The organism is Gordonia sp. SL306 (assembly GCF_026625785.1).
Taxonomy (GTDB): Bacteria; Actinomycetota; Actinomycetes; order Mycobacteriales; family Mycobacteriaceae; genus Gordonia.
Window position 1 is genome coordinate 1,594,137 of sequence record NZ_CP113063.1, and the last position, 24,732, is coordinate 1,618,868.

Here is a 24,732-nt window from a genome sequence, read left to right on the forward strand (position 1 = left end):
CGTCGCCACAATGTGCGGCGGGTCCAACGCTAGCCCTCGCGGCGCCATTCGCACCTCACGACGCCGCGGTCCGGAAGTCGTCCCGCTCGACCAGCCTCGACACCACCAGCCCGGCGATCAAACCCCAGAATGCCGAACCGATGTTCAAGAAGCTCAGGTCCGAGATCGAGACGAGGAACGTCGCCAGCGCCCCCATCGTGAACCGCGAGCCGAACGCCGATCGGAATGCGTTCTGGAGAGCACCCAGCAGGGCCAGCCCGCCGACGGTCGCGATGAAGGCCGCGGGCATCGCCTCCATCAGCGTGACGAAGAGCGGGGCGAACAACCCGACCGCGATGGCGAGCACACCGAATGTGAGTGCGGCGGTGTACTGACGCCGCCGTTCTCCGCCGGCGACGAGCAGCGCATTGGTCGGTCCGGCAAGGCAGCTCGAGATCGCTCCAACTGCCGCCGCCAGTATCGACCACACCCCGCACGCGACCGTGACGACGTTGACCGGCGCCTGGTGGCCTGCCGACTTCAGAACGGCGACTCCCTGACCGTTCTGCACGACGATCACGGTGATCACCAGCGGGACCACCAATTCCAGCATTGCGCGGACGCTGAAGTCGGGCGCCTGCACCAGCGGGGTCGCCAGCCATGAGGCCGTCTCGTGGCCGAGGTGGAACTTGCCACTGACCGCCACGGCCACCGCGCCGGCCAGACACGCGCCGATGATCGGCGGCATCCACCGGGAAAGGGTGCCATGGCATTGCAGGACGAAGAATGCGATCACGATCGGAAGCGCCACCACCGGATCCGCACCGACGGAACGCACGACGTCGATGCCGAACTGGAGGAAGACCCCCGCCACCATCGCCATCACGATCGGTGTCGGCAAGGCCGACATGACTTTTCGCACCCGCCCGGTCAGTCCGATCGCGAAGATGAGCACTCCGGTGACGAGAAACGCACCGAGCACCTCGGCCCATGACAGGTGCTTCAGGGACGCACCGACGAGTACGGTGCCCGGTATCGTCCACGCAAACGCCAGCGGCACGCGGTACACCCAGCTGGCGATCAGGGTCAGCACCCCGTTGAGGACGAACACACCGAAGATCCACGACGACAGGACCGTCGCGTCGAGCTTCCCGGCCGACCCGGCCGCCAGGATGACCGCCACCGGGCCGGAGGCCGAGAAGATCAGCCCGACGACGCCGTTGACGACGTAGGTGCCACCGAGATCACGTAGCACCTCGCGAGGTCGGAGGAGCCGACCGCTCGGACGCTCCACGACCGAACTGGTCGAGGGCTGGTGGTCCTCGGTTGTCTCCGCAACGGACTCGGGCGCGGACATGACGTGAGATCTCCTCGTCCCGCCGGTTGCTCGAACACGGCGCTTGGTGGCCGATGTTCGAGCGTAGGTCGACGATTGTTCTACGAGAAAGACCCAGTTTCGCCCCATTGATCGATGACGGCTATCGGTGGAGGTCACCGCGTCAGACACGCTCCGGTCAGCGCGGGTACGTGATGATCTCCTGTCCGGTTCTGGGGTTGCGCCAGGTGATGGTGCGGTCCGTGTGCATGGTCGGGAGCCACAAGCCTTGGTGTTTGCGCTGATGGTCGGGTCGACACATCGGTGCGAGATTTTCGGGCACGGTCCAGCCACCGACGTGCGGCGCACGATGGTCGAAGGCCACCAGGTGGTCGATCTCGCACTGATCGGCAGGCATGCCGCAATACGGGTATCGGCAATAGTGATCCGAGAGCAGGATCTCGCCACGTATCCGTGTTGACGGTGTGTAGATGAGCGCTCCCGGCGGCGGAAGGTCGAAGCCGCCGTGCCCGGTCCGATCGACCGGTGGTGCGGGGCCGCGGTCACGGACCAGCAGGCCTGCCGACCGATCTCGAGGGGCTTCCGGCAGCGATACGACCCGAGCGCGGCTGCTCAGATCCGCCGCCAACACCGGGTCGATCGCGCCGTAGCCCCGGAGCCGGGGGACCTCGATGCCGAGGGGATCGAGGACGACGGTCAGTTCGGGCAGCACGAGCTCAGACTGCGGTTCTGCGTCAGTGAATTCAGCGTTTCCATCATCGGATTCGTCCCTGGAATCCGGCCGAATCACGGCGGCGTCGCCCGCAGCCTGCGAATCCGAGTTGCCGGCGCGGCAACCGTCTCCGCCGCAGGTGCACTCGAGTCGGGCGCCCAGTCCGGCCAGTTCGGCGAATGCCGCCACGCGTTGTCGGCCTATGGTGCGCCGGTCGTTCCGGCACACTCTGGCAGCGATCAAGGCCGCTATCTGTTCACGCAGGGCCACGCCGTGTTCGGCCGGTACGCAGGCATCGATGTTCGCGTGTCCGGAGCTGTCATTGGTGATGGTCAGGTTCTGCCAGGTTTCGGCGAACGCATCGCGGGCTTCGGCGGCGGCCGCCGGGTCGAGGCTGATGACGAGTGCTTCGAGTTCATCGCGCAACACGGCGTCGGTCGATGGATGCGAGGACAGTTCCAGCGCACGGTCTTCCAGATCCAGCGGAGCATCCTCGACCGATGCGTCGCAGGGATCACCGCACTCGTCGTCGGCCACCCCATCGGAGTCGAGGTCGTCCACCTGGGAATCGTCGATCGACGTCTCGGTGTCTGAGGCCTCTGCATCCGGCTCGACAGCAGGACTCGGCACCGGCGCCGACTCGAGGGCGTGCACCATCACCGACATCCGGTGCGTGCTCACGTCGCCGGCGAGATAGGCCAGGCGGATCTTGGGGCGACGTTGCAGTGCATCGCCCAGCTTGTACCAGGTGCCGGCTTTGATCCGTGACATCCCCAGTTGCAGAGAGATCTCCCCGACAGCGGCTTTGTCGGCCTGATTGCGCACCATCATCTGCCGCTCCGCCGACAGCGCGAACAACACCTCGTCATGAGCCGCCTGCCCGATCCGAAAGGCCAAGAGCACCGCCCGCGCCTCGGCCTGCCGACTCAACCGCACCAGGTCCCGAGCCGCATCAGCCACCTGCTCAGCACGCAGCGACGACACAATGGCATCGCCGGCTGCGGCATCATCCGCAAAGGCATCCGAGAAGGTGAACACGGCTGGACTTTCGTGAGATCCTCGCGGACACCGCGAAGGACAAGATCGACAGGACACCAACAACATTCGCCCGTCAACAAAAGAAGCACACCCGCGTCACATCAACTACGACAAGACTAAACCGCCCCACCGACAAACTCGGACAGGACGAGGTCAACGCCAGATCATCAGGTCGTTGTCGCCGCCGAACCCGTGACCGGACTACTCCTTGTCACACCCGGGAGCAGGCGCGTCCTCCGACAACGGCTTGCCCAGCGGGAGGAGGTACAGCACATCGAGGACCACCGGCGTGTTGCCGAGATTGCGCCCGGCGTGAGTGTTGGCCTGTCCGTGCGGCTCTCGGATGATCTCGCCCGGGCGATAGATCGTCGGGACACAATCGGGCCCGGGATGGGTGAAGGTACCCGAGCGGATCAGTCCGACCAGATCCCCGTCGTGATAGTGCCAACCGGTTGTCCCGCCCGGCGCGACCGTGATCTCGCGGACCGCGACGTGGACCCCCTTGGGAACAAAGGGCAGGAGTCCGGCCGGGATGTCCCCTTCGGCAAGGGTCACCGCCGAGATGCCCGACGACGGCGTCGCCGCCGCCTGAGCCGGCAGGAAACCTGCGACAACGGTCACTGCGACGACACCCACGATGGCCCTGATGAGCTGTTTCATCACTGGACCGTACCGCCGTCACCGGGCAGGACAGCCGGTTTCGCGCGCACACGCCGGGCCGCGCCGACAACCGGCTCATAGGTCTACGCGCTCTGCCGCTCCTCCACCCGCGGCGCACGCTCGTCCGGCTGCGACCCTTCGCGTGGCCGACCGAGACTGTCGAGCACACCGATCGCGTTGCGCGCGAACACCTGCTGCTCGGTGATGGCCAGCTGGGTACGGCTGCGGCTGGTGAACGCGAAGAACCAGTCGACGAGTGTCGTGAACCGATTACGGAAACCCACCAGGTACAGCAGATGCAGGAAGAGCCATCCCAGCCAGGCGACGAAACCCGAGAACTCGATGCTGCGCGAGGTGCCCGGGATGGGGATCTTCGCGACCGCACTGAAACGGGCGATGGTGGCCATCGAGCCCTTGTCCCAGTAGGAGAACGGTTTACGCGACGCCGGGTCCGCTCCGCGCAGCCCCGCCCGGATCGCCGCAGTAGCGTACTTCGCCCCCTGGATCGCGCCCTGCGCCATCCCGGGTACACCCTCGACCGCCATCAGGTCACCGACGACGAAGACGTTCGGCTGCCCGGTCACCGTGAGGTCGGCCCCGACCTTCACCCGGCCCGCGCGATCGAGTTCGACCCCGCTCTGCTCGGCCAGCTGACGACCCAGCGGACTGGCCGAGACGCCTGCCGACCACACCTTGCACTGACTCTCGATCCGCCGCGTGGTGCCGTCCTGGTCCTTCACCACGAGACCGTGGTAGTCCATGTCGACCACCATCGCCCCGAGCTGGATCTCCACCCCGTTCTTCGCCAGCCGCTTTGCGGCACGCCGACTCAGCTTGCCGCCGTACGGCGGCAACACAGCAGGCGCGGCGTCCAGGAGGATCACCCGCGACTCGGTCGGATCGATGTTGCGGAAAGATCCCCGCAGTGTCTTGGTGGCCATCTCGGCGATCTGTCCGGCCATCTCGACGCCGGTCGCCCCCGCGCCCACCACCACGAACGTGAGCAGGCGCGCGCGTTCGTCCGGGTCGTCGGAGAGTTCGGCCTGTTCGAAGGCGCCGAGGATGCGTCCCCGCAGCTCCAGGGCATCGTCGATGGTCTTCAATCCGGGTGCGTACTCGGCGAACTGATCGTTGCCGAAGTACGACTGGTCGGCCCCCGCCGCGACGATCAGACTGTCGAACGACGTCTCGGTGACGCGCTCCAGCAGCCGCGACGTGACACTGCGCCGCTCCAGGTCGATGGTCTCCACCTCACCCAGGACGACCGTGGTGTTGCCCTGCTTGCGCAGCACCACCCGAAGCGCAGGTGCGATCTGACCTTCCGAGATCAGTCCGGTGGCGACCTGATAGAGCAGCGGCTGGAACAGGTGATGGGTGGTGCGGGCGATCACTGTGACGTCGACGTCGGCCTTGGCCAGTTGTCGCGCGGCGGTGAGCCCGCCGAATCCCGAGCCGATGATCACCACGCGATGACGTGTGCCGTCACCAGTGATCGGTGCCTCGGTTGGTTTGTCGTCGGTGGTGTTGTCGTCGACGGCTTTGTCGTCGTTCATGCAGCTGCCCTCCAGAAGAGATCTCCGGGACACCCAGGCGGACGATGCCTCTGACAGTTGCGCTCCACGCCGGTTGATTCCGGCCTCGCCAGTCGCAATCTCCAGAATAGCGAAGAACCCGCCGGACGGCGAACCGTACATCTCGATGCACGTCGACCGCCGGTCAGGATGCTGCCAGGATGTTCTTCAATTGGTTGATATCAAGTGTCGCAGCAAGATCCGCGATGGTCACACCTGCCAGCGAGGCCCGCCAGGCCTGCTCGGCGGCGGCCATCACCTTCGCGATTCCGCACGCGGACACGCACTGCTCCGGCGGTGCGGCGAGGATGCCCTGCTGCCGGATCTCGGTACATCGGAATGCCGGCTCCTTGCCGTCCACCGCCTGGACCACGTCGAGCACCGTGATGGTCTCGGGAGCACGCGTCAGGGCATAGCCGCCGTCGCGCCCCTCGGCCGGGAGGATCAGGTCCGCGCGCGCCAACGCCTGCAGATGCTTCGCGAGGTAGGTCTTGGACACTCCGTGCAACTCCGCGAGGCGGCCTGCCGGCACCGGGCGATCGGACTGACTCAGCACCACACAGCAGTGCAGAGACCACTCCACGCCGGTCGAGAGCTTCATGGCGTCAGCCTATCGGCGCACGTGAATCGAGCCAGTCGTCGAAGGTCGTCGGCGCGATCCAGGCATCGGCGCCCGGCGTGGGGACGAGAGCCGCGTTGTCGAGGATCGCGCCGAAGTACCCCGCGTCGAGGTCGCTCTGCACAGATCGTCGATCGCCGGTCGAGGTGAACAACCGTCGGACCAGTTCGTCGATACCCAGCGCCTCGGGCCCCGCGATCTCGGCGGTCCCGTTGACCGGCGTCCCGAGCGCGATGTCACTGACCCGGCCGACGACGTCTCGCGAGGCGATGGGCTGCAGGTGCGCAGGCGTCGCGTGCACCACGTCGCCGCGGGTCCCCGCGTCGGCGATGCCGGCGACGAACTCGAAGAACTGCGTCGACCGCACGATCGAGTACGGGATGGGCCCGGCCTGGACCAGCTCTTCCTGTGCGAGCTTGGCGCGCATGTACCCGGAGTCGGTGAGCCGGTCGGCACCCACGATCGACAGGATCACGTGATGCCCGACCCCGGCAGTCTGCTCGGCGGTGAGCAGATGACTGGTCGAGGCGCGGAAGAATTCGAGGACGTCATCGTCCTGCCACGACGGCGAGTTGGTGAGGTCGACGACGACGTCGGCACCCGCGACCGCTTCGGCGACGCCCTTGCCGGTGGTCGTGTCCACGCCGGCGCTGCGCCCGAGCGCCACCACGTCGTGCCCGGCCGCGGCCACCTTCTCCTCGACCTGACTCCCGATGAGCCCGTTCCCGAAAATGACGATCTTCATCTCACATCTCCTCCTCGATTACTCGGATATCTATGGTCTTAGTTTACTACGACACTCTCTATCCGAGTCAATGTCTGGTCGATCACGGTTGACGCGTCGGATATTTCCGACATATTGTCTCGTCCCGTGACCACCTCCGACGACGTGTTCCTGGCGCTGGCCAATCCGGTCCGCCGCCGGTTGTTGGAGTTGCTCGCCGCCGAACCCACGGCCGCCGGCGATCTCGGTGCGCGTTTCGCGCTGAGCCGCTCGTCGGTCGCCGAACACCTGAAGGTTCTGAAGGACGCCGGGCTCGTCACCGACGAGGCTCGCGGGCGACACCGGATCTATCACCTGACCCCAGACCCGCTCGCCGAGCTGAGCGACTGGCTCCACCCCTTCGAACGCTTCTGGCGTGCCCGACTGACCGATATCGCCGACATCGCAGAGGACCTCGAATGACCACCGATTCCACCGACCAGCACGCGGTGATCCGCGTCGATCAGTTCGTCGCGGCCCGCCCCGAAACCGTCTGGCGCACCCTCACCGAACCGGAGCTGGTGCAGCGCTGGTGGGCAGCCGGCGACATCAGGCCGGAGGTCGGACACGAGTTCACCCTGGACATGCCCGGTTTCGGTCGCCAGCCGTGCCGGGTCCTCGAAGCCGATCCGCCCTCCCGGTTGGTCTACACGTTCTCCGCCAACTGGACGCTCACCTGGACCCTGGTGCCGGAGGGAAAAGGCACACGCCTCCTGCTCGAGCACTCCGGCTTCGACCTCGGCGACACACGGATGGCCGCGGCATTCGACCGGATGGGTCCGGGGTGGCGAGACGTCGTCCTGCCGCGGCTCGCCGATCTCGTACCGGAGATCTGACCCCGTCCGGCACCCCGGAAAGCCGCGGCGCCGATATCCTGACGTGCATCGCGGGTGCCCATCCCCGCCGATCGGAGGCCGCCATGACATCTGCATCGATCGATCCGGACGTCCCGCCGAGCGGTCCGGGCTGCGTCGAATGCACCAGCGACGGCTCGTGGTGGGTGCATCTGCGTCGCTGCGCGCAATGCGGTCACGTCGGCTGCTGCGACGACTCACTGCACCGCCACGCGCGCCGGCACGCGGAAGCGACCGGCCACCGCGTCATCCAGAGCTATGAGCCCGGCGAGGAGTGGTTCTGGGACTTCACCACCGAGGAGTTGTTCGCCGGGCCGGCGCTGGCAGCGCCCAACGAGCACCCGGCCTCGCAGGGTGTGCCGGGTCCGCGCGAGCGGCTCCCCGAGGACTGGCGCGCGCAGTTGGGGTCACGGGATTCCTGACCCGAGCGAGTAACTGGCTCTGACCAGTACCAATCCACCTCCGCTGAGGGTTCTCCCAGGAACGGTCCGTACACTTGCCCGACGCAGGGGAAGGGATCCGATCGGGGAGGTGCGGTTGCAGACCGTCGACGACACCACAGAACAAGTACATACAGACGCCGGACCGCCGGGGGGCGGCTCGACCGGCGTCGCGGCGGAACCTCGGAAGAAAACGTCATCGGGCCGCGCGCACACCGCCGACTTCGTGCGCGTCCTGCTCTTCGCAGGCGTGGTCGTCGCGCACAGCGTCAACGCCATCAACACCACTCCCGACGTGATCCGCTCGGCCAACCTCGTCGGCACGATCTGCCACCTCACCCGCTACGGCTTCGTCGCGGTGACGTTGTTCGTCCTGGTACTCAGCACCCGCGGCAAACCGATGTCACCCGTCGCGTTCTGGCGAAGACGATTCGGCATGGTGGTCGGCCCGTACCTGGTGTGGACCCTTCTCTACTCCCTGACCGATCACGTGATCATCTCCGACAACCCGTGGCCCACCCCGGCCCGCTTCTTCAGCGATCTCGGCCAGGACGTGGTCACCGGCGAGGGCAAGTACCAGCTCTACTTCCTGCTGATCTCCATGCAGATCTATCTGGCGTTCCCCCTGGTCTCATGGATTCTCGATCGCACGGCTCACCGCCCGTGGCGGGTCCTCGGCGTGGCCACCGTGATCCAGCTGGCAGCGTTCGTGTTCTACCAGTACCTCCCCCGCCCGGCCGGACCGACGTGGACCCTGGTCTACGACAACCTGTGGAAGACGCTGCCGATGTACGCCCTGTTCATCGCGATCGGAGCGCTGGCCGCCGTGCACCACGAGACGATGAACGAGTGGCTGCGGACCCACGCGGTCGCAGTGATCTCCGCATGCGGGATCGGTACCGCGTTCAGTGTCGGCGCCTATCTCCTGGCCACCTCCCCCGGCAACGTCCCGCTGCAGGCGAACACCCCGTGGAATCCCGTCAACCTGCCGTGGTTCCTCGCCGGTCTGACGCTTCTCTGGATGCTGGCGCTGGTCTGGAACGCACGCCGGGAATCTGGCCGCGCGATGTCGTCTAAGGCGGTGTCGTATGCGTCGTTCCGCGCCTTCGGCGTCTTCGCCGTACATCCGCTGATCCTCGACATCCTCGGCCGGACCGGCTTCATCGGGGCACTGTTCGGCTGGTTCCCGCACTCCGCGGCGATCCGCACCACACTGCTGACGGCGGTTGTCCTCGCGCTGTCGCTGGTCGTTGTCGACATCCTGCTGCGCACCCCGGTGAGCAAATGGCTCACTGCACGCCCCCGAGTCCCGGTGCGCCGACGGGCGAAGCCCGCCGTCGCCACCATCGTGCAGTCGGTCCCGGATCCGCAGGAGAGCGCTGCCGCGAGTGCGGCACCGGGACGCTAAACCGCGAGACGGCCGAAGCCACTCCGGTGAAAGATCAATGGACTGCCGGACTCCGGATGCTCCACCGCATGGAGTTCCAATAACACGATGAGGTGATCGCCCGCCTCCACCTCGCGGTAGATGGTGGTGTCGAACCGGGCGAGCCCCCCGTCGAGCGTGACCGCCCCGTCGCCCGACGCCTTGAGCGCGATGTCGTCGAAGCGATGCTCGACCGGGCCCGCAAGCTGACGGCAGACCTCACCGTGATGGTCGGCGAGGATCGTCACGCCCAGGTGTTTGGCACGGCGGAGATCCGGCCAGGTCTTGGAGGTGTTCGCCACCGAGAAGGACACCAGCGGCGGGTCGAGGCTGACACTGCTGAAGGAACTCGCGGCCAATCCGGTCAACACCCCGTCGACCTCGGCCGCGACGGCGACCACACCGGTCGGGAACACACCGAATGCCTTGCGCAGCTTCGCCGGATCGAGATCCTGATTGGTGCGGAGCTCACTCATGAACGCCCTCCCAGCAGCGAGGTGACCGTCGGCCCGGTCTCGGCCAGCCACTGCGCGTAGGCCTGCGGATCGTCGTACGCGGCATCCACCACATAGAGCGCGCGGCCCGGCACGGTGCCGCCGATCTCGGTGAGAACCGGCCGCAGCGTCAGTTCCGGTGACAGCGAATGGGCTGGACTGCCGCCGAGCATCAGGGGGATCGCAACCCCCGACAGCCCGGTACCACCCGCGAACCGGTCGAGGAACAACTTGAGCAACCCGGTGTAGGCGGCCTTGTAGGTCGGGCTCGCGAACACGACGAGATCGGCCTTCCCGACCTGCTCCACCAGCGCGGCGATCCCGTCGTCGGACCAGTCGAGGACGGCCGCACCGAGCGTGGCGAGATCGACGATCACATCGGGCTCGGCGCCGCTGAGTTGGGTGGCGACATAGGTTGCCGCGGTGAGTGTTCGGCTCGCGGGCTTGGGATTTCCGACGACGACGGCGGTGACGGTCATGACGCCGCCACCCGCGCGGTGGGTGCCGCACCGAACGGCACCGCCGAACGCCCGACGACCGGTGCGGGATGTTCCCAGAGGCCGCGCCGGGTGAGTTCGGGGAGAACGCCTTCGCCGAACCAGTACGACTCCTCGAGATGCGGGTAGCCGGAGAGCACGAACTCCTCGATACCGACCTCGCGATAGGCCTCGATCAGGTCGGCGATCTCGGTGAAGGATCCGACCATCGCGGTACCGGCGCCGCCGCGAACCAGGCCGATCCCCGCCCAGAGGTTCGGATAGATCTCCAGACCGTCTTTCGACCCCTTGTTGAGTGCGAGCATCCGCTGTTGACCCTCCGAAGCCGAACGCTTCAGCCCCGATTGGATGCGCGCGACCTCCTCGTCGGAGATGTGCCGGAGCAGCCGATCGGCTTCGGTCCACGCGTCGTCGGAGGTCTCTCGCGCGATCGTGTGCAGGCGGATGCCGAAGGTGAGTTCCCGCCCCTGCTCGGCAGCCGCCTTACGCACCCGATCGAGCTTTTCCGCGACCGCTTCCGGGGGCTCACCCCAGGTGAGGTAGACGTCGGCATGCTTCGCGGCGACGGCGATACCGGCCGGTGACGACCCCCCGAAGTAGATCTTCGGCAGCGGGTCCGGGATCTGGGCGAGCGTGGCGTCGGCGACCGACAGGTACTCACCCTCGAAATCGACCGTCTCACCAGTCCACAGCCGGCGGACGATCTCGAGGAATTCGTCGGCGCGGGCATACCGCTGTTCCTTGTCGAGGAAGTCGCCGAACATCTGCTGCTCGTGGTCCTCGCCACCGGTCACCACGTTCAGGAGAAGCCTTCCGCCGGAAAGATTCTGGAAGGTACCGGCCATCTGCGCCGCCAGAAACGGCGCGACGACACCCGGCCGGAAGGCGACCAGGAACTTGAGACGCTCCGACAGACTGCTGATCATCGCGGTCGAGATCCATGCGTCCTCACACCAGGCACCGGTCGGCGTCAGCGCCGCCTCGAATCCGAGTTGTTCCGCGCTACGGGCGATCTGACCCAGATACGGCACCGAGGCCGGCCGGCCCGCGGAGCCTGCCGACACCCCGTGGCCACCGCCGACCACGTTGCGGCCGTCACCTCCGTTGGTCGGCAGGAACCAGTGAAACGTCAATGCACTCATGTACTTCGTTCTCTTCCTTCGTCTCTCGTGCGGTGTCGGAATTCGTGGTGCGGCCCGGTCAGAGTTGACCGGTGCGGGGCGGGAGAATGCCCTCGGCCGCCCAGCGGCCGAGGTGCTGCACCTTCCACGCCGCCGGGTCGTGCAGTGTGTGGGTGCGGGCGTTGCGCCAATGCCGATCCAGCGACTCCTTGGCCACCGCGGAACGGGTACCGGCGACCTCGAACAGGCGGCTCGCCACATCGACGGAGGTCTTGGTGGTGGAAGCGCGGGCCGCCGCGACGGCGAGGGTGGCGGCCGCGGCGGTTGTCTCGTCGAGATCCGCGTCGGCTCGGTCGACGGCGCGGCCCGCCTCGGCGAGCAGGGCCTCGGCACCGCGAACCGCGAGCTCCATCTCGCCGAAGGCATGCACCACCAGCGGATCGTCGGCGGCGCGCGCGACGCCGGCGTCGGGGTGGGGCCTGCTCTTGGTGGTCACGAACTCCGCGGCATCCTCGAGCGCGGCTCGCGCGATGCCCGCGTCGATCGCGGCGTGGAGCAACTGGGCGAACGCGCCGTAGGTGGTCGGACCCGTGAAGGTGGCCGAGAAGTCGGTGATCAGGTCGTCGGTGACCACCACGTCGGTCAAACGCACCGTCCCGCTCGCGGTGGTCCGCTGGCCGAGGGCCTCCCAGTCGTCGACGACCTCGACGCCGTCGGCATCACGCCGGACCCAGGCGACGTGCAGCGGACCGTCCTCGCCGAGGTGCGCGAGCGTCGGGATCCAGTCGGCGAACAGCGCCCCGGTGCAATAGAACTTCGTCCCGTTCAGACGCCAGACACCGTCGTCGCCGGGATCCGGCCGGAGCGTGGTGGTGTAGTCGCGGATGTGTCTGGTGCCGCGCTCGGACTGCGCGTTACCCAGGGTCTTGCCCGCCAGCACCTCGGGAAGGATCCGCGCCTGCTGCTCCGGGCTGCCCTGCAGCAGCAGCTGGTTGATGAACACGAAGTGGCTGTGCGGGATCTGTCCGATGTTGGGGTCGCCCGTGGAGATGAGACGGATCACCTCGGCGACCGTGCTCGCGGGCAGCCCCGCACCACCGAATCGGTCGGGAACCGTGATCGCCGACAAACCACTCGCGGCCAGCTTCGCAACCTGCTCGAACGGCAGGATCTTCGACCGGTCGCGTTCGGCAGCGCCCTTCGCGAACTCGGCGCCGAGTTCGGCCGCGATGGCGATGGCCTCATGGGCGCCGAGGACGGGGACCTCGTGCATGTCTCACTCCTCGCTCGTCCGGGCACCGCAGTTCGTGGCCACATCCAACGGTTCGGCGGCGACCATTCGTCAACCCTCACATCAAACGCCGGTCGGACGGCCCTGGCCACACTTTCTCGCCGGCTGGGCCAAAGGTTCCCCGTCCGATCACTTGCGGGTGAATAGCACGGCCAACCGTTGCCAGATACGAGTCACCGGGCATTCTTGCGGCGAGTAGGAGGTGTTACCTTCGATACTGATACCCCACAGGGGTATCAGTATTCGCTGCCACCCGCCGACGCAGCAAATACTCGTCTTGTACACAACAAACAAGAAGGAGGACCGACATTGCACTCTCACAACGAGGAAGCAAGGTTCATGGCCGACATCAAGGAAGCCGCGCCGGAGATGGTCTCCGCCTTCTTCGGGTTCGACAAAGCTGTGTTCGACAAGAACACCGGAACCCTGGACCTGGCCACCCGTGAGCTGATCGCGGTTGGGGTTGCGGTGACCACACAGTGCCCGTACTGCATCGAAGACCACGCCAAACGCGCGGTCAAGGCCGGCGCCACCAAGGCCGCCGTCGCCGAAGCCGTCATGGTCGCCGCAGCCCTTCGCGCCGGTGGCGGCGTCACGCATGGATGGAAGGCGATGAAGAGCATCGCAGACGGCGAGTGACGTCGTGGAAGATCTCGACGCGCGATCATCGTCCGTCGAACCGAGCGCCTGGCACCGACGTCGTCGATGACCCACGCGTACCCTGGCGCACGTCATGGGCTACTCGTTCGCACGCGTCACAGCTGCCGCCGACCTGAATCCCCGCCTCCGTCGAATCCACTTCGAGGTGCCCGACCTCGAACAACTCGGGCTGCCCGGGATCGCGGACGAAGCGGTCGGGATCTACTTCCCTCGAGACGGTGAGTCGGCTCCGCCGCCGATGCAACTCCGAGAGGGTGTGTGGGCATATCACGACGTCGAGCCGATCCCCGACGCCCGCAACTATTCAGTTCGAGCGATCGATCCCGAGAACCGTTCGATGACTGTCGATTTCGTGGTCCACTCACACGGTCCCGCCACGGCGTGGGCACAGCATGCGGAGCCGGGGCACGAGGTGGCGATGTCACACGCGCGCGGCTGGTATCGACCGCAGGCAGCCGCCGGATGGCACCTCCTCGTGGCCGACCTGGCAGGCCTGCCGGCGTTGGCCCGCATCCTGGAGGAGTACCGCGGCGCGGCCACGGTGACCGCGCTCGTCGAGGTCGCCGCCGACGACGACCTCGCCTACCTCGACGGGTGTTCGACGGGTGCCGAGATCGTTCCCCTGGTCGGCAGCGGAAACGGGCTGGGCCCCAGCGTCCTCGGCGATTCGATCCGTCGCCTCGATCTTCCCGCGGGGACCGGCTACTGCTGGTTCGCCGGCGAAGCGGCCCAGTCACGGGTTGCGCGAAAGTACTTCCGCCAGGAGCACCGTTGGCCGCGAGAGAGCTACGACATCATCGGCTACTGGCGTGCGGAGGGTGAGCGGTGGGCCCGACGCTATGCCGAGCACGGTGACGCGCTCTTTGCGATCTATCAGCGCGCCATCGCCCGGGGCAAGGGTGAGAAGGCTGCCGCCGAGGAGTTCGACGAAGCGCTCGAGCGCGCCGGCCTCTGAGGCACCGACCCCTCCGGGGTGCGGGGCAACCTCAGGCGGTGGCCTGGTCGTTGTCCTTCATCGAGCCCCACCCGTGCCAGCGTTCGATCTCGACGACCGCCGTCGTGCGGGGCCGTACCCGATCGGGATATGGACCGCCCGCGTAATGACGGGAGATCCGGTCGATGTCGGTGAGGCCGTCGTCGTCGCGGAACTCGATCACGCGGCCGAGCAGCGTGATGTGCGTGTACCAGGTCTCCTCGTCCAGCACCGTGAGGGTGACCCGGGGATCACGACGCAGGTGGTCGAGACGCACCCGGCCGTTGTCCATGCTCAGCAGCAGGCGGTCGCCGTCGAGCAGATACCAGGTGGCCGCCGAGACCGGCCCGCCGTCGGAACGCAGAGTCGCCATCACACAGGGATTGGGCTTGGCGAGAAGCTCTCTCGCAGCCTCGGGAAGCGGTGGTAGGGACATCTAGTCGGCCTTTCCCAATCGATCGACGAGGGCGCGCGCGAGCGGGCCCGAGGACGCCGGATTCTGTCCGGTCAGCAGATTGCGGTCGGTCTCGATGTGCGGCGCCCACGGTTCCCCGGTGACCACCTTCAATCCCGCATCGGTGAGACGATCCTGGAGCAGCCACGGCGCCTTGGCCGCCAGCCCGCCCTGTTCTTCCTCGGCATTGGTGAAGCCGGTGACCGTGTGACCGACGAAGGTGTTCTTGCCGGCACCGTCGGTCGCCGAGAGCAGGGCCGCCGGTCCATGACAGACGATGGCGACGGGACGGTCGGCGCCGTTGACCGCGGTGAGGATCCTCCCGGCCTCCGGGTCGACGGCCAGATCCTCCATCGGACCGTGCCCGCCGGGCACGAAGACGGCGTCGTAGTCGTCGACCACCACGTCGGACAAGGCGATCGGGTTCTGGAACTCGGGAGCACTCTCGACGACGTCGCGGATATGGGCGGCCGCCTCGGCCGAGCCCGCGCGCTCGGCGGTCAGACTTCCTTCGTCCACCGGCGGCCGTACGCCACCCGGGGTCGCGACGGTGACCGCGTAACCTGCGTCTTTGAGGATCTCCAGGGGTGCGACGGCCTCCTCGGCCCAGAACCCGGTCGCGTGTTTCGTCCCATCGTTGAGGGTCCAGTGATCCGATCCGGTCATCACGAACAACACTGTGCGTGACATGTCGACCTCCTCAGTCGTTCGGCTCGTCCATTCGAGCGCATTCGTCGGTCCGAGTACAGCGCCCCCTCATCGCCAACGTACCCATGTTCCGGTCATTTCGTGCGAGGTGCCGGTGACTCGGTCGGCTCGGGCGTTCGGTCGTGGCGTGAGCGTTCCGGGCAACGTTCACGCCCCCGTCTCGACCGGCCGCTCCGGGTCGGACGACCACTGCGACCACGAGCCGGGGAACAGGGCGCCGGTGAGGCCGGCGATCTCCAGTGCGGCGATCTCGTGGGCCGCGTTCACACCTGACCCGCAATAGGCGATCACGTCGGTGTCGACACCGACGCCCAAGGCCGAGAAGCGTTCTCGAAGGACATCTGCAGGCAGGAACGTCCCGTCGGAGCTCACGTTGGCCGCGGTCGGCGCGCTGATCGCGCCGGGGATGTGACCTGCGCGCGGGTCCATGGGCTCGACCTCACCCCGAAACCTCTCTGCCGCACGGGCATCCAGCACCTGCGCGTCCGATCCGGCGACGTCGTCGATGTCGGCAGTCGGCAGATGGCCGCCGGTCAGAGTGACCGAGCCGGTACGCGGCGTCGCATCGCCCGACGACACCCGGAGCCCGGCCGTCCGCCATGCGCCCAGCCCGCCGTCGAGCATGCGTACGTCGGTCAGGCCTGCCCAGCGCAACAGCCACCAGGCCCTGGCCGAGGCGAGATTGCCGATGTCGTCGTAGACCACCACCGAGGATCCGTTGTCGATGCCCCATCGGCGCGCGGCCGCCTGGAGATCCGCGATGCCGGGGAGCGGATGCCGACCGCGTTCGGGCGCCGCCGGCGCGGCGAGCTCGGCGTCGAGGTCGACGAACACTGCACCCGGGATGTGCCCTTCCCGGTAGTGGTCGTGGCCGCGGCTGTCGCCGAGTTGCCATCGCACATCGAGGATCACCGGCGGGTGATCGGAGAGCATCGCCTCCGGGAGCTCGTCGGCGCTGATCAATATCGGAGTCGTCGGCATGCTCCCGATCATGCCTGCCCCACCGAACGAGGACGACCGCGGCGGGAACAATCCACCGGCCCGTAACATCAAACCCGTGAGCGGCCACCGACTGGTGGCGGCACCGCACTCACACTCGATCGGAGGTCATGACATGCAGGAGGAGCCGTCGATCCTGGCTTCACTCGGCATCGACCCCGCCGCCACGTCACCCGAGCCCCCCGACGGGGTCTGGGAGGCCGCACTCCAGGCCGCGTTCGACCCCGACGCGGTCGCCGACCCCGACACCGTGCCCGACATGGACGACACGCCGCCACCGGACGACGAGGACGACATCGTCGTGGTGGACGACCATCCGCACGCCGACGACCACGGCACGGCCCATACCGACATCGATCACACCAGCACCGACCACACCGGCACCGGCCTTGTGACGGATTCGGATGTCGACGACGCCGCGCTCGATCAGCCGAATCCCGACAGCAGCGAGCACCACGAGCCCGACCACGGCGACATCGACCATGGCGACATCGATCACGGCGACCAGGGCCACGACGGCCACCACGACATCTGAACTTCGGTTGGGGGAGTTGATGGACGAAGCGGTGCTGCTGATGCAGGCACGCGAGGGTGATCAGCATGCTTTCGCGCAGCTCGTCGCCGCCCACCGCACCCATGTCTGGGCGGTGTGCCTCAACATCTGCGGAAATCAGCACGACGCCGAGGACGCGCTGCAGAACACCCTCGTCGCGGCATGGCAGAACCTGCACAAGTTCCGGGGCGAGGCCCGCTTCTCCACCTGGGTGCACCGCATCGCGGCCAACAACGCACTGACCGTGGTACGCCGCCGCAAGAACAACACCCAGATCACCGACTTCACCGATCCCGAACAACCGATCCAACTCGTCGACGACGACGGCGGATCGAGCTTCGATGAGCGTCTCGCGGTGCGCGATGCCGTTCGTGATGCACTCGCCCGGCTCCCCGATGATTTTCGTGAGGCCGTGGTCCTGCGCGAATTCGGCGACCTGACCTACGCCGACATCGCCGCCCACCAGGGCGTGGGCGTCCAGACCGTCAAATCGCGGCTGAACCGGGCCAGGACACAGCTCGCGGAGATCCTCCGCGATCAGATCAGCACGTCGTAGCAGACCGCCGTACTGGCGCATTTCCGGTATTGCCCACAGTTGAGCGCTTGGCTACTCTTGCGCCGTTGTGATCGTCCCCGGCACCGTGCCGCGGACGACATCCCATCGTCGAAGGAAACCCATGACTGAGCCGGTCCAGGAACCCACCCGCCTCCAGAAGATGTTGACCGCGTTGGCCATCAAGGCCTACCAACTCAAGGAGAAGATCAAGCCGAGTCGGTGATGACCGGAGGGTCTCGGCGTGCTCACGCCGAGACCCTCGTCGCCACCGCTCGGCACCAGGCGAGCGGGCCTGCCTAGTTCGCGTTCTGATCCGCCTTGGTGAGAATCACGTACTGTGCCGAGATCGCTTGGTGCACATCCTTTTTGTCCCGCGCACTGTAGTTGCCGACGTAACGCCCCTTCTGCACGTAGCACGCGTACCAGGTACCGGTGTCGAGAGTCTTGCTCTGACACTTGGCGGCGGGCAGCCCGACCGGACTCTCCGCATCGGCCCAGCCCTGACTGCGGCTCGACGTCAGCGAGGTGTCGACGATGGTCTTCGCGCCATCCGGCGTGGACGCCCGGTACACGGTCGATTTCTCGATGGCATTGGCCGTGGAGCCGACGTCGGTGAGCATGGTGAAGTCGGTCTTGGGATCGCCGCTCATCTGCGCCATCCCACGCGGTCCGTAGACGGCGCGGATGCTGGCGCCGGGCAACGCGGCCTTACCTGTCTTGATCTCGTCGTCGGGATAGGGCAACGCGTAGATCAGGACGTGATTCTGGTCCACGACGGGTGCGCTGCTCCCTGTGATGCCCCTGGCCTTGGCCTCATCCTTCGTCGGCGTGGCGGGGAACTTGTCGATCAGCGCGCTCTGGAGGGCAAGGGCCTTACGGACCGTCGGTTCCAACATGTTCTGCTGCGACGGCGTCGTCTCGAACCACTGATAGAGCACATAGGAGTTGTGCGGGGTGAAGGCCATCATCTGCTTGTTCCCACCGCTGCTCCCCTGCACGACGAGCGTGTCGGGCAGCCCGGGCAACGTCGTCGTGCGCGATTTGTCGCCCGTCGCGGTCGCGTCTGCCATCTGCCGGGCGGCGTCCCTGGCGTCCGCGGGGGTCAGGTAGCGGAGCACCGCGTTGTTGATGGCCCGCTTGGTCCCGGCGCGCAGGCTCTCGTCCGGAGTCGCGGCCGAGTCGACGAAGCCCATCAGCATCTTCTTGTTCGCGGGCACCTTCGCGGTGTCGGGAGCGAAGACCATGCCGAGGTTGCTCGGCCCGCCGATCACCATCGTCGGCATGTTCGCATTGGTGAGATCGTCGTCGATCTCGAACGGCACCACCACGAACTGGGCCATCCGCTGCCCCTCCACCTGCAGGATGTTGTCCTGGGTGGCCTTCCCGAAGGCCGGCCTCGGGGTGGTCGGATAGGCGCCGGTGTCGAGGGCCGCGACGTCGACAGACGGCTCGGACGCCGCGCCGGACGCGGACACGCTGGTCGCCTCTCCCTGGGTGGTGCACCCTGCGATCGCCGTGATCGCGGCGAGAACCCCCACCCAGCGCACCACCGGCTGCCAATTCGTCATCGTCCGTGTTCCCCTCGTCGTGTTCAGGCGCGCCGGATCTCCGGTGTTCTGGTTGCCGGCCGCTCGATGATCTATACATTTATTCGATGCGGTGGCGGCCGGAAAGGTTCCCCCCGAAACACGCCTTCACGATTGTGTTGTCAGAGTGCAGGGTAGTGCAGTACTGAGATGATCAGTGCATTCACAGACTGGGTACGCTTCGGCTGGGTTTCTGTGTGGTGTGGTGAGAACCGGGGGACATGTCATAAATGGGTGAGACTGCATCGCCGCGGGTCGCTGCGGCGTCTCCAGCAGCGCCGGCCGATGTCGCCGTCGGGGTGGTGGACGGGGCGGTCAAGGTGCTGCGCGCCTACCAGATGGACGCCCTGGCCGATGTCGCGCTGACCAAACTGAACCGTGACGACCAGACACGCACCGTGGTGGTCGTCGGGGAGGTTCAACGCGGCAAGAGTTCGCTGGTCAATGCCCTGATCGGGCGACGAGACCTGTGCCCGGTCGGCGTGGACGTCACGTCCTCGGTGTCGGTCAGCGTCACCCCCGATCCTGATCTCGGTTCCGCCAGCACCGCGGAGCTGTTCTTCGCCTCCGGACCGCGGCCGGTCGCGGCCGACGAACTCGGCCAGTGGGTCACCACGGCTGGCGCCCAGGTGTGCGACCCGCGGGTCGAGGAGCTCCCCACCGCTGCCGCCGTCGCGGTGCGCGACGCACGGATGACCGATGTGACCCTGGTGGACACCCCGGGCGTCGGCGGCCTCGACGTCGGGCTGGCGAAGCTGGCCACCCGGTCCGCCCAGCAGGCGTGCGTGCTCGTGCTGGTCTGCGACGCGTCGAGTCCGCTGACCGCCCCGGAGATGGCGTTCGTCCGCGAGGCGACGGCCACGGTGGACTCGGTGGTCGTGGTGGTCACCAAGACCGACAAGAACCTCCGCCGGTGGCGGCAGATCGTCGCCGAGAACGAACGAATCCTGGCCGAACAGCTCCACCGGCGGGTCACCGTCGTCGGGGTGTCGAGCCTGCTGGCGGTGATGGCGGCCGACATCGCCGACGACGACCAGCGTGATCGGCTGGAGGCCGAGAGCGGGATCGCGACCCTGCGCATCGAACTCGCCCGCCGGCTCGACGAATCGTCGCGATCGCCACACATCGACGCCGTCCGCACGTGCCTGGAGGGGCTGCGCGTGATCCGCGGCCGGATCGGCCGCGAGCTCGACGCGGTGCAGGCAGGCGCGACGTCGCTGCCGGACCTGACCGCCGACCGGGACCGGCTCACCGAGCTCCAGGAACAATCCCGCCAGTGGGAGCAATACCTCGCCCGCGACCTCACTCTGCTGCGCCAGTCCGCGGTCGATGATCTCGAACGCCGCCTCGACGACGTGCGCGACAAGTGGACGAAGTATGTCAACACTCACGGCATGCAGGTGCTGCGGCGCAGCGAGCAGAAGTTCACCGCCGACATGCAGACCGATCTGCAACGCGCGATGGCCGAGACGCTGGCGGGGTTCCTCCAGCGATTGCACGACACGATCATCGAGCCCCGCTTCCCCGACGACCCCAGCGTGTGGGAAGAACTCAGCACGCGCATCGTTGCGTCGATGCAGGACAAGCGGATCGAGACCCATCAGGTGGGCAGCAAACGTCACGGGCTTCTCGACCCGACGCTGCTGACGATGGGCGTGGTCGGATCGTCCACGCTCGGTGGACTTCTCGGCCTGTCGGCACTGATGGGCGTCGGTGTGGTGGTCGGAACCGTCTGGGTGGGTATCAATCTGAGCTTCCGTGCGATCCGGACCGGCAAGGCCAACCTGCTCACCTGGTTGCGCGAGACCATCGCGACCACCAAAGCCGCCACCGGCCGTCTCCTCGACAGTGCAGTGGCGCAGTCCCGCCCGGAGATCATCATCCGCTACCGCGAATACCTGCGCGTGAACATCGACGAGTTGCAGAAGACGATCGGCGAGGTGCAGAAGGCGGCGTCGGCCGATGCCGCCGCCCGCGAGAAGTCGATCCAGCGCTTGACCAGCAACCTGGGGATCGTCGACAAACGCATCACGGCGGCCGAACAGCTCCTCACCGGGGCCGCCCGGTGAACGCCCCACGCCCGGGCGCCCGGGTGGACACCGATCCCGTACACGCCACCCTCGACCACGGGCTACACCAATTGGCCTCTCTCGGTGGCGATCTCGCAGCGCACGCCAACGCGATCGGCACCATCCTGTGGTCTCCGCCGCGGGTCGTGATCGTCGGTCGGCTCAAGGCAGGCAAGTCGACATTGGTGAACGCGTTGATCGGCGCACCGGTCGCGGAGACCGCGGCCTTGGAGGCCACCAACGTGGTCACCGTCTACCAGGACGGTTCACCGTCGCGGGCCGAGGTGGTCGGGGTGGACGGCCGGCGACATCCGGTTGCGGTGCACCGCGACCATGCCATCCGACTTCCGCTGGAAACCCCCAACATCCAGTTCGTGGACAGGTGGTTGCCGTCGGCGGCACTACGTCAGCTCACCCTCATCGACACTCCAGGGCTGTCGACGCTGACGGTGGCCAACGACTCGGCCACCCGCCGGGTGATGATCGACGGTTTCGAGCAGACACGCACCGCCTCGATCGACGCCGACGCCGCCGTCTTCCTGTTCGATGCGGCACCCCGATCCGATGAGATCGACTTCCTCTCGCAGTTGCCGTTCACGCCGCTCAACATGCTGGGCGTGTTGTCGCGGGCGGACTCCTTCGGAGAGGGCGCGCTGGGCCGGGTCGACCCGTTGTCCCACGCGGCCCGGCACGCCACGAGGATGGCAGATCGGTTGTCCGACACGGTGAGTGCGGTGGTGCCGATCTCCGGTCTGATGGCCCAGACCAGTCACACCGGGATGCTCACCGAGCAGTTGGCCGGTGCGCTGGCGCGGCTACAGGGGATGGCACCGCTCGATGTGGTGCGCACCTTCGACAACGACGACGCCGACAGCGTGCTGCCCCTGCCGATGCGGGAGCACCTGCTCGGACTCCTCGGCGAATACGGCGTGCTCAACGGACGGCAGATCGCCGCGGGCGGAGCCGCCGCCCTCAACGCGTGGTTGACCGAGCGGTCGGGCGTCGGCGGGTTGCATCGGGCACTGAACGCATCCACCGCCCGGTTCGCGATCCTGCACCGCGCACATCGCATCCTCGCGCGCCTCGACCAGCTCGCGTTCACCCACCCGGCCCGCGAACACATCCGGTCGCTGACCATGCAGCTGCGGTCGTCGCCTGCGCTCCACCTGGTATCGGTACTCGAGGATTACCAGCGCATGCTGCGGACCGACCCGCAGGCCACGGTCACCGAGGAACTGCACACCATCCTCGTCGCCACGTCCGCGGCGGGACGCGTCGGATTACCCGATCAAGCACCCGCGCATGCGGTATCCGCCGAAGCGCGACGACGGCTCGCGACGGCGCAGCAACGGTCCCTCGCCACCAGCTCGGCAGCCGAGGACGCTGCCATCGTCACCCTCGTCCGAACCTACACGCCGCTGACCCACGCGTGAACAGCCACCCGAAACCGCAGAGGACACAGGACACTTCGCACATGTCACCCACCACATGGACCCTGGCCATCGACTTCGGAACCTCCAATTCCGCTGCCGCACACTCGGGTGCGACCAGTGGCGGTATCGAGACGCTGTCGCTGACCCACACCAGCAATCTCATGCCGTCGGCGGTCTACGTCGGCGCACCGGACCGCATCACGGTCGGCGACGCCGCCGTCGACCAGGCCCAACAGAATCCGGCCGGCTTCGTGGCCTCCCCGAAAAGGCTGATCGGCGGTGGCCCGATGTGTACCGTCAACGGGTACACCTTCCCGACCTACGTTCTCGTGGCGGCGGTGGTGGGCGCGATCCTGCAGCGGGGCAAAGCCGCCCACGCCGGCATGCCGCCCGCCCAGGTGGTGATCACGCACCCGGAGGCGTGGGCACAGCAGCAGATCCGCGTTCTGATCGACGGCGCCGCCCAGGCGGGCATCGACCCGGCACGTATCACCACCATCTCCGAGCCGCGCGCCGCGGCCGCACACTACTCGCGCTCGCACGCGATGCAGCCGGGCGCCCGGATCGCCGTCTTCGATTTCGGCGGCGGCACACTGGACATCGCCGTCCTGACGGTCACCAGCGAGAATGCCTTCGGGGTGGTGGCCGCCCGCGGCAACAACGGTCTGGGCGGAAAGAACCTCGACGCCCTCGTCCAGCGTTGGGTGGAGCAGCGGCTCTCCGACCGCGATGAGAATCTGGTCACCTATCTGCGGCGGCAGGCGCCGCTCGACGTCGTCCAGAGCCTGCAAGACTCGATCCGACGCGCCAAGGAGCTGCTGTCGGAGGCACCGTCCGCGACCATCACCGTGCCCGCACCCGCCGGTCGGCAGACCCTGCAGATCACCCGCGACGAGTTCGACGAGCTGATCACCCCCGCCGTGGACCAGGCGATGCAGTTGACCAGGGCAACGCTGCTCGATGCCGGGATCACCCATCCGGAACAACTCACCGCCCTGTATCTGACCGGCGGGTCGTCGCGGATTCCGCTGGTCCAGCAACGGCTCGGCGAGCTCGGCCCCGTTGCCACCCTCGATGACCCGAAAACAGTTGTCGCCCAAGGTGCGTTGGTGACCGCACTGGCCGAGAACGCACCGATCACCAACGAACGGGCCACCCTCGTCCCCGGAGCCGGGGATCTCATGCCGTCGTGGCACGGACAGCCGCCCGGCCAACCATCGGGGCGGGCGGCCGGTCCGCGGACACCGCCCGGCGGTCAGCAATACGGTCAACCCCCACGTGTGGTGCCCGAGTTCGCCGGACCCGATGTGCCGTCCACCGGCACGGGCCGGCGGTGGGGACGCATCGGCGCGATCGCCGTGGCGGTCGTCGCCGTCGTCGGCATCGTCGCCGGGACCATCGCACTGATGTCACGTGACGACGGCGGCGCGGACGACCCCGGTCAGTCCGGACAGACCGCTGCGGCTGCGACCGCGACGGGTGAGACCGGCACCGACGGCGGCATGATCATGACCGACGCGACCCAGTTGATGAGTACTCTGCCCGGTCCGCTGCGCGAGGCCACCACGAACTGCCGCAAGGTCGGTTTCACCAAGAACGACGCGGTGCGCATGCAATGCAACTTCGCCGAAGACGGCGAACTGGCCGATCTCAAGGGCACCGACACGCTGTCCTATTTCATGACGTTCGAGGTCGACGAGAGCGAGGCGAAGGCCAAGATCGTCGGTATCCGCAACGGCACCTACAGCCAGGGCAAGGGCACGCTCGTCGAGGACGCGGACCGGCTCTCGGCCGCGGACATCGACCTCGCCTCGACCGTGTCCACCGACTACAACATCGACTACGCCAGCACCGCCTCGAGCCTCGTCATCACGGTGTTCGGCATCGGTTCGGTCGACGAGGGCAAGACGTTCCTGACTCGATCCGGACTGATTTCCTGA

Annotated in this window: 25 protein-coding genes; 11 read left to right on the forward strand and 14 right to left on the reverse strand. The window is 67.2% G+C overall.

Annotated features, from left to right (window positions below):
* Positions 1 to 55: 55 nt before the first annotated feature.
* From OVA31_RS07215 to OVA31_RS07240, 6 genes are all read right to left on the reverse strand, one after another.
* Positions 56 to 1,336 carry a benzoate/H(+) symporter BenE family transporter gene (locus OVA31_RS07215; protein ID WP_267630413.1) on the reverse strand — a complete coding sequence of 427 codons (1,281 nt, stop codon included), beginning with the start codon at positions 1,334 to 1,336 and terminating at the stop codon, positions 56 to 58.
* A gap of 157 nt (positions 1,337 to 1,493) precedes the next feature.
* Positions 1,494 to 3,131 carry an HNH endonuclease signature motif containing protein gene (locus OVA31_RS07220; RefSeq protein ID WP_267630414.1) on the reverse strand — a complete coding sequence of 546 codons (1,638 nt, stop codon included), beginning with the start codon at positions 3,129 to 3,131 and terminating at the stop codon, positions 1,494 to 1,496.
* 135 nt (positions 3,132 to 3,266) lie between these two features.
* Positions 3,267 to 3,725, reverse strand: a complete 459-nt coding sequence (locus tag OVA31_RS07225; protein WP_190266148.1) for a cupin domain-containing protein — start codon at positions 3,723 to 3,725, stop codon at positions 3,267 to 3,269.
* A gap of 83 nt (positions 3,726 to 3,808) precedes the next feature.
* Positions 3,809 to 5,278 carry an NAD(P)/FAD-dependent oxidoreductase gene (locus OVA31_RS07230; protein ID WP_267630415.1) on the reverse strand — a complete coding sequence of 490 codons (1,470 nt, stop codon included), beginning with the start codon at positions 5,276 to 5,278 and terminating at the stop codon, positions 3,809 to 3,811.
* A gap of 163 nt (positions 5,279 to 5,441) precedes the next feature.
* Positions 5,442 to 5,897: an RrF2 family transcriptional regulator gene (locus OVA31_RS07235; RefSeq protein WP_267630416.1), complete on the reverse strand. Its 456-nt coding sequence runs from the start codon at positions 5,895 to 5,897 to the stop codon at positions 5,442 to 5,444.
* Between the two features lie 4 nt (positions 5,898 to 5,901).
* Positions 5,902 to 6,660 (reverse strand): SDR family oxidoreductase, encoded by a 759-nt coding sequence (locus OVA31_RS07240; RefSeq protein WP_267630417.1) that lies wholly within the window; start codon positions 6,658 to 6,660, stop codon positions 5,902 to 5,904.
* Positions 6,661 to 6,786: 126 nt separating this feature from the next.
* Between OVA31_RS07240 and OVA31_RS07245 the strand changes: the two genes are divergently transcribed.
* The 4 genes from OVA31_RS07245 (at position 6,787) to OVA31_RS07260 (ending at position 9,380) form a co-directional block, all read left to right on the forward strand.
* Complete coding sequence (locus OVA31_RS07245; RefSeq protein ID WP_420714151.1) at positions 6,787 to 7,101, forward strand: ArsR/SmtB family transcription factor; 315 nt, start codon at positions 6,787 to 6,789, stop codon at positions 7,099 to 7,101.
* Positions 7,098 to 7,514, forward strand: a complete 417-nt coding sequence (locus tag OVA31_RS07250; RefSeq protein ID WP_267630419.1) for an SRPBCC family protein — start codon at positions 7,098 to 7,100, stop codon at positions 7,512 to 7,514. Before OVA31_RS07245 ends, OVA31_RS07250 begins: the two co-directional genes overlap by 4 nt.
* Before the next feature lie 83 nt (positions 7,515 to 7,597).
* Positions 7,598 to 7,954 carry a UBP-type zinc finger domain-containing protein gene (locus OVA31_RS07255; protein WP_267630420.1) on the forward strand — a complete coding sequence of 119 codons (357 nt, stop codon included), beginning with the start codon at positions 7,598 to 7,600 and terminating at the stop codon, positions 7,952 to 7,954.
* A 115-nt stretch (positions 7,955 to 8,069) separates the two neighbouring features.
* Positions 8,070 to 9,380, forward strand: coding sequence for an acyltransferase (locus tag OVA31_RS07260; protein ID WP_420714197.1), 1,311 nt, complete (start codon positions 8,070 to 8,072; stop codon positions 9,378 to 9,380).
* On the opposite strand, the gene OVA31_RS07265 is transcribed toward OVA31_RS07260, so the two are convergent.
* The 4 genes from OVA31_RS07265 to OVA31_RS07280 are packed head-to-tail and all read right to left on the reverse strand — an operon-like array spanning position 9,377 to position 12,783.
* The gene (locus OVA31_RS07265) at positions 9,377 to 9,874 is read right to left on the reverse strand and encodes a flavin reductase family protein (protein WP_267630421.1); all 498 of its coding nucleotides are present in this window, start codon (positions 9,872 to 9,874) and stop codon (positions 9,377 to 9,379) included. The two genes, OVA31_RS07260 and OVA31_RS07265, sit on opposite strands and share 4 nt — an antisense overlap.
* The gene (locus OVA31_RS07270) at positions 9,871 to 10,371 is read right to left on the reverse strand and encodes an NADPH-dependent FMN reductase (RefSeq protein WP_267630422.1); all 501 of its coding nucleotides are present in this window, start codon (positions 10,369 to 10,371) and stop codon (positions 9,871 to 9,873) included. Before OVA31_RS07270 ends, OVA31_RS07265 begins: the two co-directional genes overlap by 4 nt.
* A complete protein-coding gene (locus OVA31_RS07275) occupies positions 10,368 to 11,531 on the reverse strand; it encodes an LLM class flavin-dependent oxidoreductase (protein WP_267630423.1) in 1,164 nt (387 codons plus the stop codon). The genes OVA31_RS07270 and OVA31_RS07275 overlap by 4 nt, the downstream gene beginning before the upstream one ends.
* A gap of 58 nt (positions 11,532 to 11,589) precedes the next feature.
* The gene (locus tag OVA31_RS07280) at positions 11,590 to 12,783 is read right to left on the reverse strand and encodes an SfnB family sulfur acquisition oxidoreductase (RefSeq protein WP_267630424.1); all 1,194 of its coding nucleotides are present in this window, start codon (positions 12,781 to 12,783) and stop codon (positions 11,590 to 11,592) included.
* Positions 12,784 to 13,140: 357 nt separating this feature from the next.
* Here OVA31_RS07280 and OVA31_RS07285 point away from each other — a divergent pair, with 357 nt between their 5' ends.
* Complete coding sequence (locus OVA31_RS07285) at positions 13,141 to 13,440, forward strand: carboxymuconolactone decarboxylase family protein (protein WP_267630425.1); 300 nt, start codon at positions 13,141 to 13,143, stop codon at positions 13,438 to 13,440.
* 94 nt (positions 13,441 to 13,534) lie between these two features.
* The gene (locus OVA31_RS07290; protein ID WP_267630426.1) at positions 13,535 to 14,416 is read left to right on the forward strand and encodes a siderophore-interacting protein; all 882 of its coding nucleotides are present in this window, start codon (positions 13,535 to 13,537) and stop codon (positions 14,414 to 14,416) included.
* Between the two features lie 31 nt (positions 14,417 to 14,447).
* On the opposite strand, the gene OVA31_RS07295 is transcribed toward OVA31_RS07290, so the two are convergent.
* The 3 genes from OVA31_RS07295 to OVA31_RS07305 all read right to left on the reverse strand — a co-directional run bounded on the left by OVA31_RS07295 (position 14,448) and on the right by OVA31_RS07305 (position 16,577).
* Positions 14,448 to 14,870 (reverse strand): PPOX class F420-dependent oxidoreductase, encoded by a 423-nt coding sequence (locus OVA31_RS07295; protein ID WP_267630427.1) that lies wholly within the window; start codon positions 14,868 to 14,870, stop codon positions 14,448 to 14,450.
* Positions 14,871 to 15,578 carry a type 1 glutamine amidotransferase domain-containing protein gene (locus OVA31_RS07300; protein WP_267630428.1) on the reverse strand — a complete coding sequence of 236 codons (708 nt, stop codon included), beginning with the start codon at positions 15,576 to 15,578 and terminating at the stop codon, positions 14,871 to 14,873. It abuts the gene before it with no gap.
* A gap of 165 nt (positions 15,579 to 15,743) precedes the next feature.
* Positions 15,744 to 16,577: a sulfurtransferase gene (locus OVA31_RS07305; protein WP_267630429.1), complete on the reverse strand. Its 834-nt coding sequence runs from the start codon at positions 16,575 to 16,577 to the stop codon at positions 15,744 to 15,746.
* A 10-nt stretch (positions 16,578 to 16,587) separates the two neighbouring features.
* Here OVA31_RS07305 and OVA31_RS07310 point away from each other — a divergent pair, with 10 nt between their 5' ends.
* The gene (locus OVA31_RS07310; protein WP_267630430.1) at positions 16,588 to 17,130 is read left to right on the forward strand and encodes a hypothetical protein; all 543 of its coding nucleotides are present in this window, start codon (positions 16,588 to 16,590) and stop codon (positions 17,128 to 17,130) included.
* A gap of 19 nt (positions 17,131 to 17,149) precedes the next feature.
* Positions 17,150 to 17,704, forward strand: a complete 555-nt coding sequence (locus tag OVA31_RS07315; RefSeq protein WP_267630431.1) for an RNA polymerase sigma factor — start codon at positions 17,150 to 17,152, stop codon at positions 17,702 to 17,704.
* 296 nt (positions 17,705 to 18,000) lie between these two features.
* On the opposite strand, the gene OVA31_RS07320 is transcribed toward OVA31_RS07315, so the two are convergent.
* Entirely contained in the window at positions 18,001 to 19,272 is a 1,272-nt protein-coding gene (locus OVA31_RS07320) for a DUF7373 family lipoprotein (protein WP_267630432.1), read from the reverse strand.
* A gap of 248 nt (positions 19,273 to 19,520) precedes the next feature.
* Here OVA31_RS07320 and OVA31_RS07325 point away from each other — a divergent pair, with 248 nt between their 5' ends.
* Genes OVA31_RS07325 through OVA31_RS07335 form a run of 3 tightly spaced genes read left to right on the forward strand, consistent with a single transcriptional unit; the run spans position 19,521 to position 24,732 of the window.
* Complete coding sequence (locus OVA31_RS07325; protein ID WP_267630433.1) at positions 19,521 to 21,359, forward strand: dynamin family protein; 1,839 nt, start codon at positions 19,521 to 19,523, stop codon at positions 21,357 to 21,359.
* Entirely contained in the window at positions 21,356 to 22,792 is a 1,437-nt protein-coding gene (locus OVA31_RS07330) for a GTPase (RefSeq protein WP_267630434.1), read from the forward strand. The genes OVA31_RS07325 and OVA31_RS07330 overlap by 4 nt, the downstream gene beginning before the upstream one ends.
* 41 nt (positions 22,793 to 22,833) lie before the next feature.
* On the forward strand, positions 22,834 to 24,732 hold the full coding sequence (locus OVA31_RS07335) for an Hsp70 family protein (RefSeq protein WP_267630435.1): 1,899 nt from the start codon (positions 22,834 to 22,836) through the stop codon (positions 24,730 to 24,732).

Excerpts from the sequence above, each read along its gene's own strand:
- OVA31_RS07215 (WP_267630413.1), bottom strand. The coding sequence starts at position 1,336 with ATGTCCGCGCCCGAGTCCGTTGCGGAGACAACCGAGGACCACCAGCCC.
- OVA31_RS07220 (WP_267630414.1), bottom strand. The coding sequence starts at position 3,131 with ATGTTGTTGGTGTCCTGTCGATCTTGTCCTTCGCGGTGTCCGCGAGGA.
- OVA31_RS07225 (WP_190266148.1), bottom strand. The coding sequence starts at position 3,725 with ATGAAACAGCTCATCAGGGCCATCGTGGGTGTCGTCGCAGTGACCGTT.
- OVA31_RS07230 (WP_267630415.1), bottom strand. The coding sequence starts at position 5,278 with ATGAACGACGACAAAGCCGTCGACGACAACACCACCGACGACAAACCA.
- OVA31_RS07235 (WP_267630416.1), bottom strand. The coding sequence starts at position 5,897 with ATGAAGCTCTCGACCGGCGTGGAGTGGTCTCTGCACTGCTGTGTGGTG.
- OVA31_RS07240 (WP_267630417.1), bottom strand. The coding sequence starts at position 6,660 with ATGAAGATCGTCATTTTCGGGAACGGGCTCATCGGGAGTCAGGTCGAG.
- OVA31_RS07250 (WP_267630419.1), top strand. The coding sequence starts at position 7,098 with ATGACCACCGATTCCACCGACCAGCACGCGGTGATCCGCGTCGATCAG.
- OVA31_RS07255 (WP_267630420.1), top strand. The coding sequence starts at position 7,598 with ATGACATCTGCATCGATCGATCCGGACGTCCCGCCGAGCGGTCCGGGC.
- OVA31_RS07265 (WP_267630421.1), bottom strand. The coding sequence starts at position 9,874 with ATGAGTGAGCTCCGCACCAATCAGGATCTCGATCCGGCGAAGCTGCGC.
- OVA31_RS07270 (WP_267630422.1), bottom strand. The coding sequence starts at position 10,371 with ATGACCGTCACCGCCGTCGTCGTCGGAAATCCCAAGCCCGCGAGCCGA.
- OVA31_RS07275 (WP_267630423.1), bottom strand. The coding sequence starts at position 11,531 with ATGAGTGCATTGACGTTTCACTGGTTCCTGCCGACCAACGGAGGTGAC.
- OVA31_RS07280 (WP_267630424.1), bottom strand. The coding sequence starts at position 12,783 with ATGCACGAGGTCCCCGTCCTCGGCGCCCATGAGGCCATCGCCATCGCG.
- OVA31_RS07285 (WP_267630425.1), top strand. The coding sequence starts at position 13,141 with ATGGCCGACATCAAGGAAGCCGCGCCGGAGATGGTCTCCGCCTTCTTC.
- OVA31_RS07290 (WP_267630426.1), top strand. The coding sequence starts at position 13,535 with ATGGGCTACTCGTTCGCACGCGTCACAGCTGCCGCCGACCTGAATCCC.
- OVA31_RS07295 (WP_267630427.1), bottom strand. The coding sequence starts at position 14,870 with ATGTCCCTACCACCGCTTCCCGAGGCTGCGAGAGAGCTTCTCGCCAAG.
- OVA31_RS07300 (WP_267630428.1), bottom strand. The coding sequence starts at position 15,578 with ATGTCACGCACAGTGTTGTTCGTGATGACCGGATCGGATCACTGGACC.
- OVA31_RS07305 (WP_267630429.1), bottom strand. The coding sequence starts at position 16,577 with ATGCCGACGACTCCGATATTGATCAGCGCCGACGAGCTCCCGGAGGCG.
- OVA31_RS07310 (WP_267630430.1), top strand. The coding sequence starts at position 16,588 with ATGCCTGCCCCACCGAACGAGGACGACCGCGGCGGGAACAATCCACCG.
- OVA31_RS07315 (WP_267630431.1), top strand. The coding sequence starts at position 17,150 with ATGGACGAAGCGGTGCTGCTGATGCAGGCACGCGAGGGTGATCAGCAT.
- OVA31_RS07320 (WP_267630432.1), bottom strand. The coding sequence starts at position 19,272 with ATGACGAATTGGCAGCCGGTGGTGCGCTGGGTGGGGGTTCTCGCCGCG.
- OVA31_RS07325 (WP_267630433.1), top strand. The coding sequence starts at position 19,521 with ATGGGTGAGACTGCATCGCCGCGGGTCGCTGCGGCGTCTCCAGCAGCG.
- OVA31_RS07335 (WP_267630435.1), top strand. The coding sequence starts at position 22,834 with ATGTCACCCACCACATGGACCCTGGCCATCGACTTCGGAACCTCCAAT.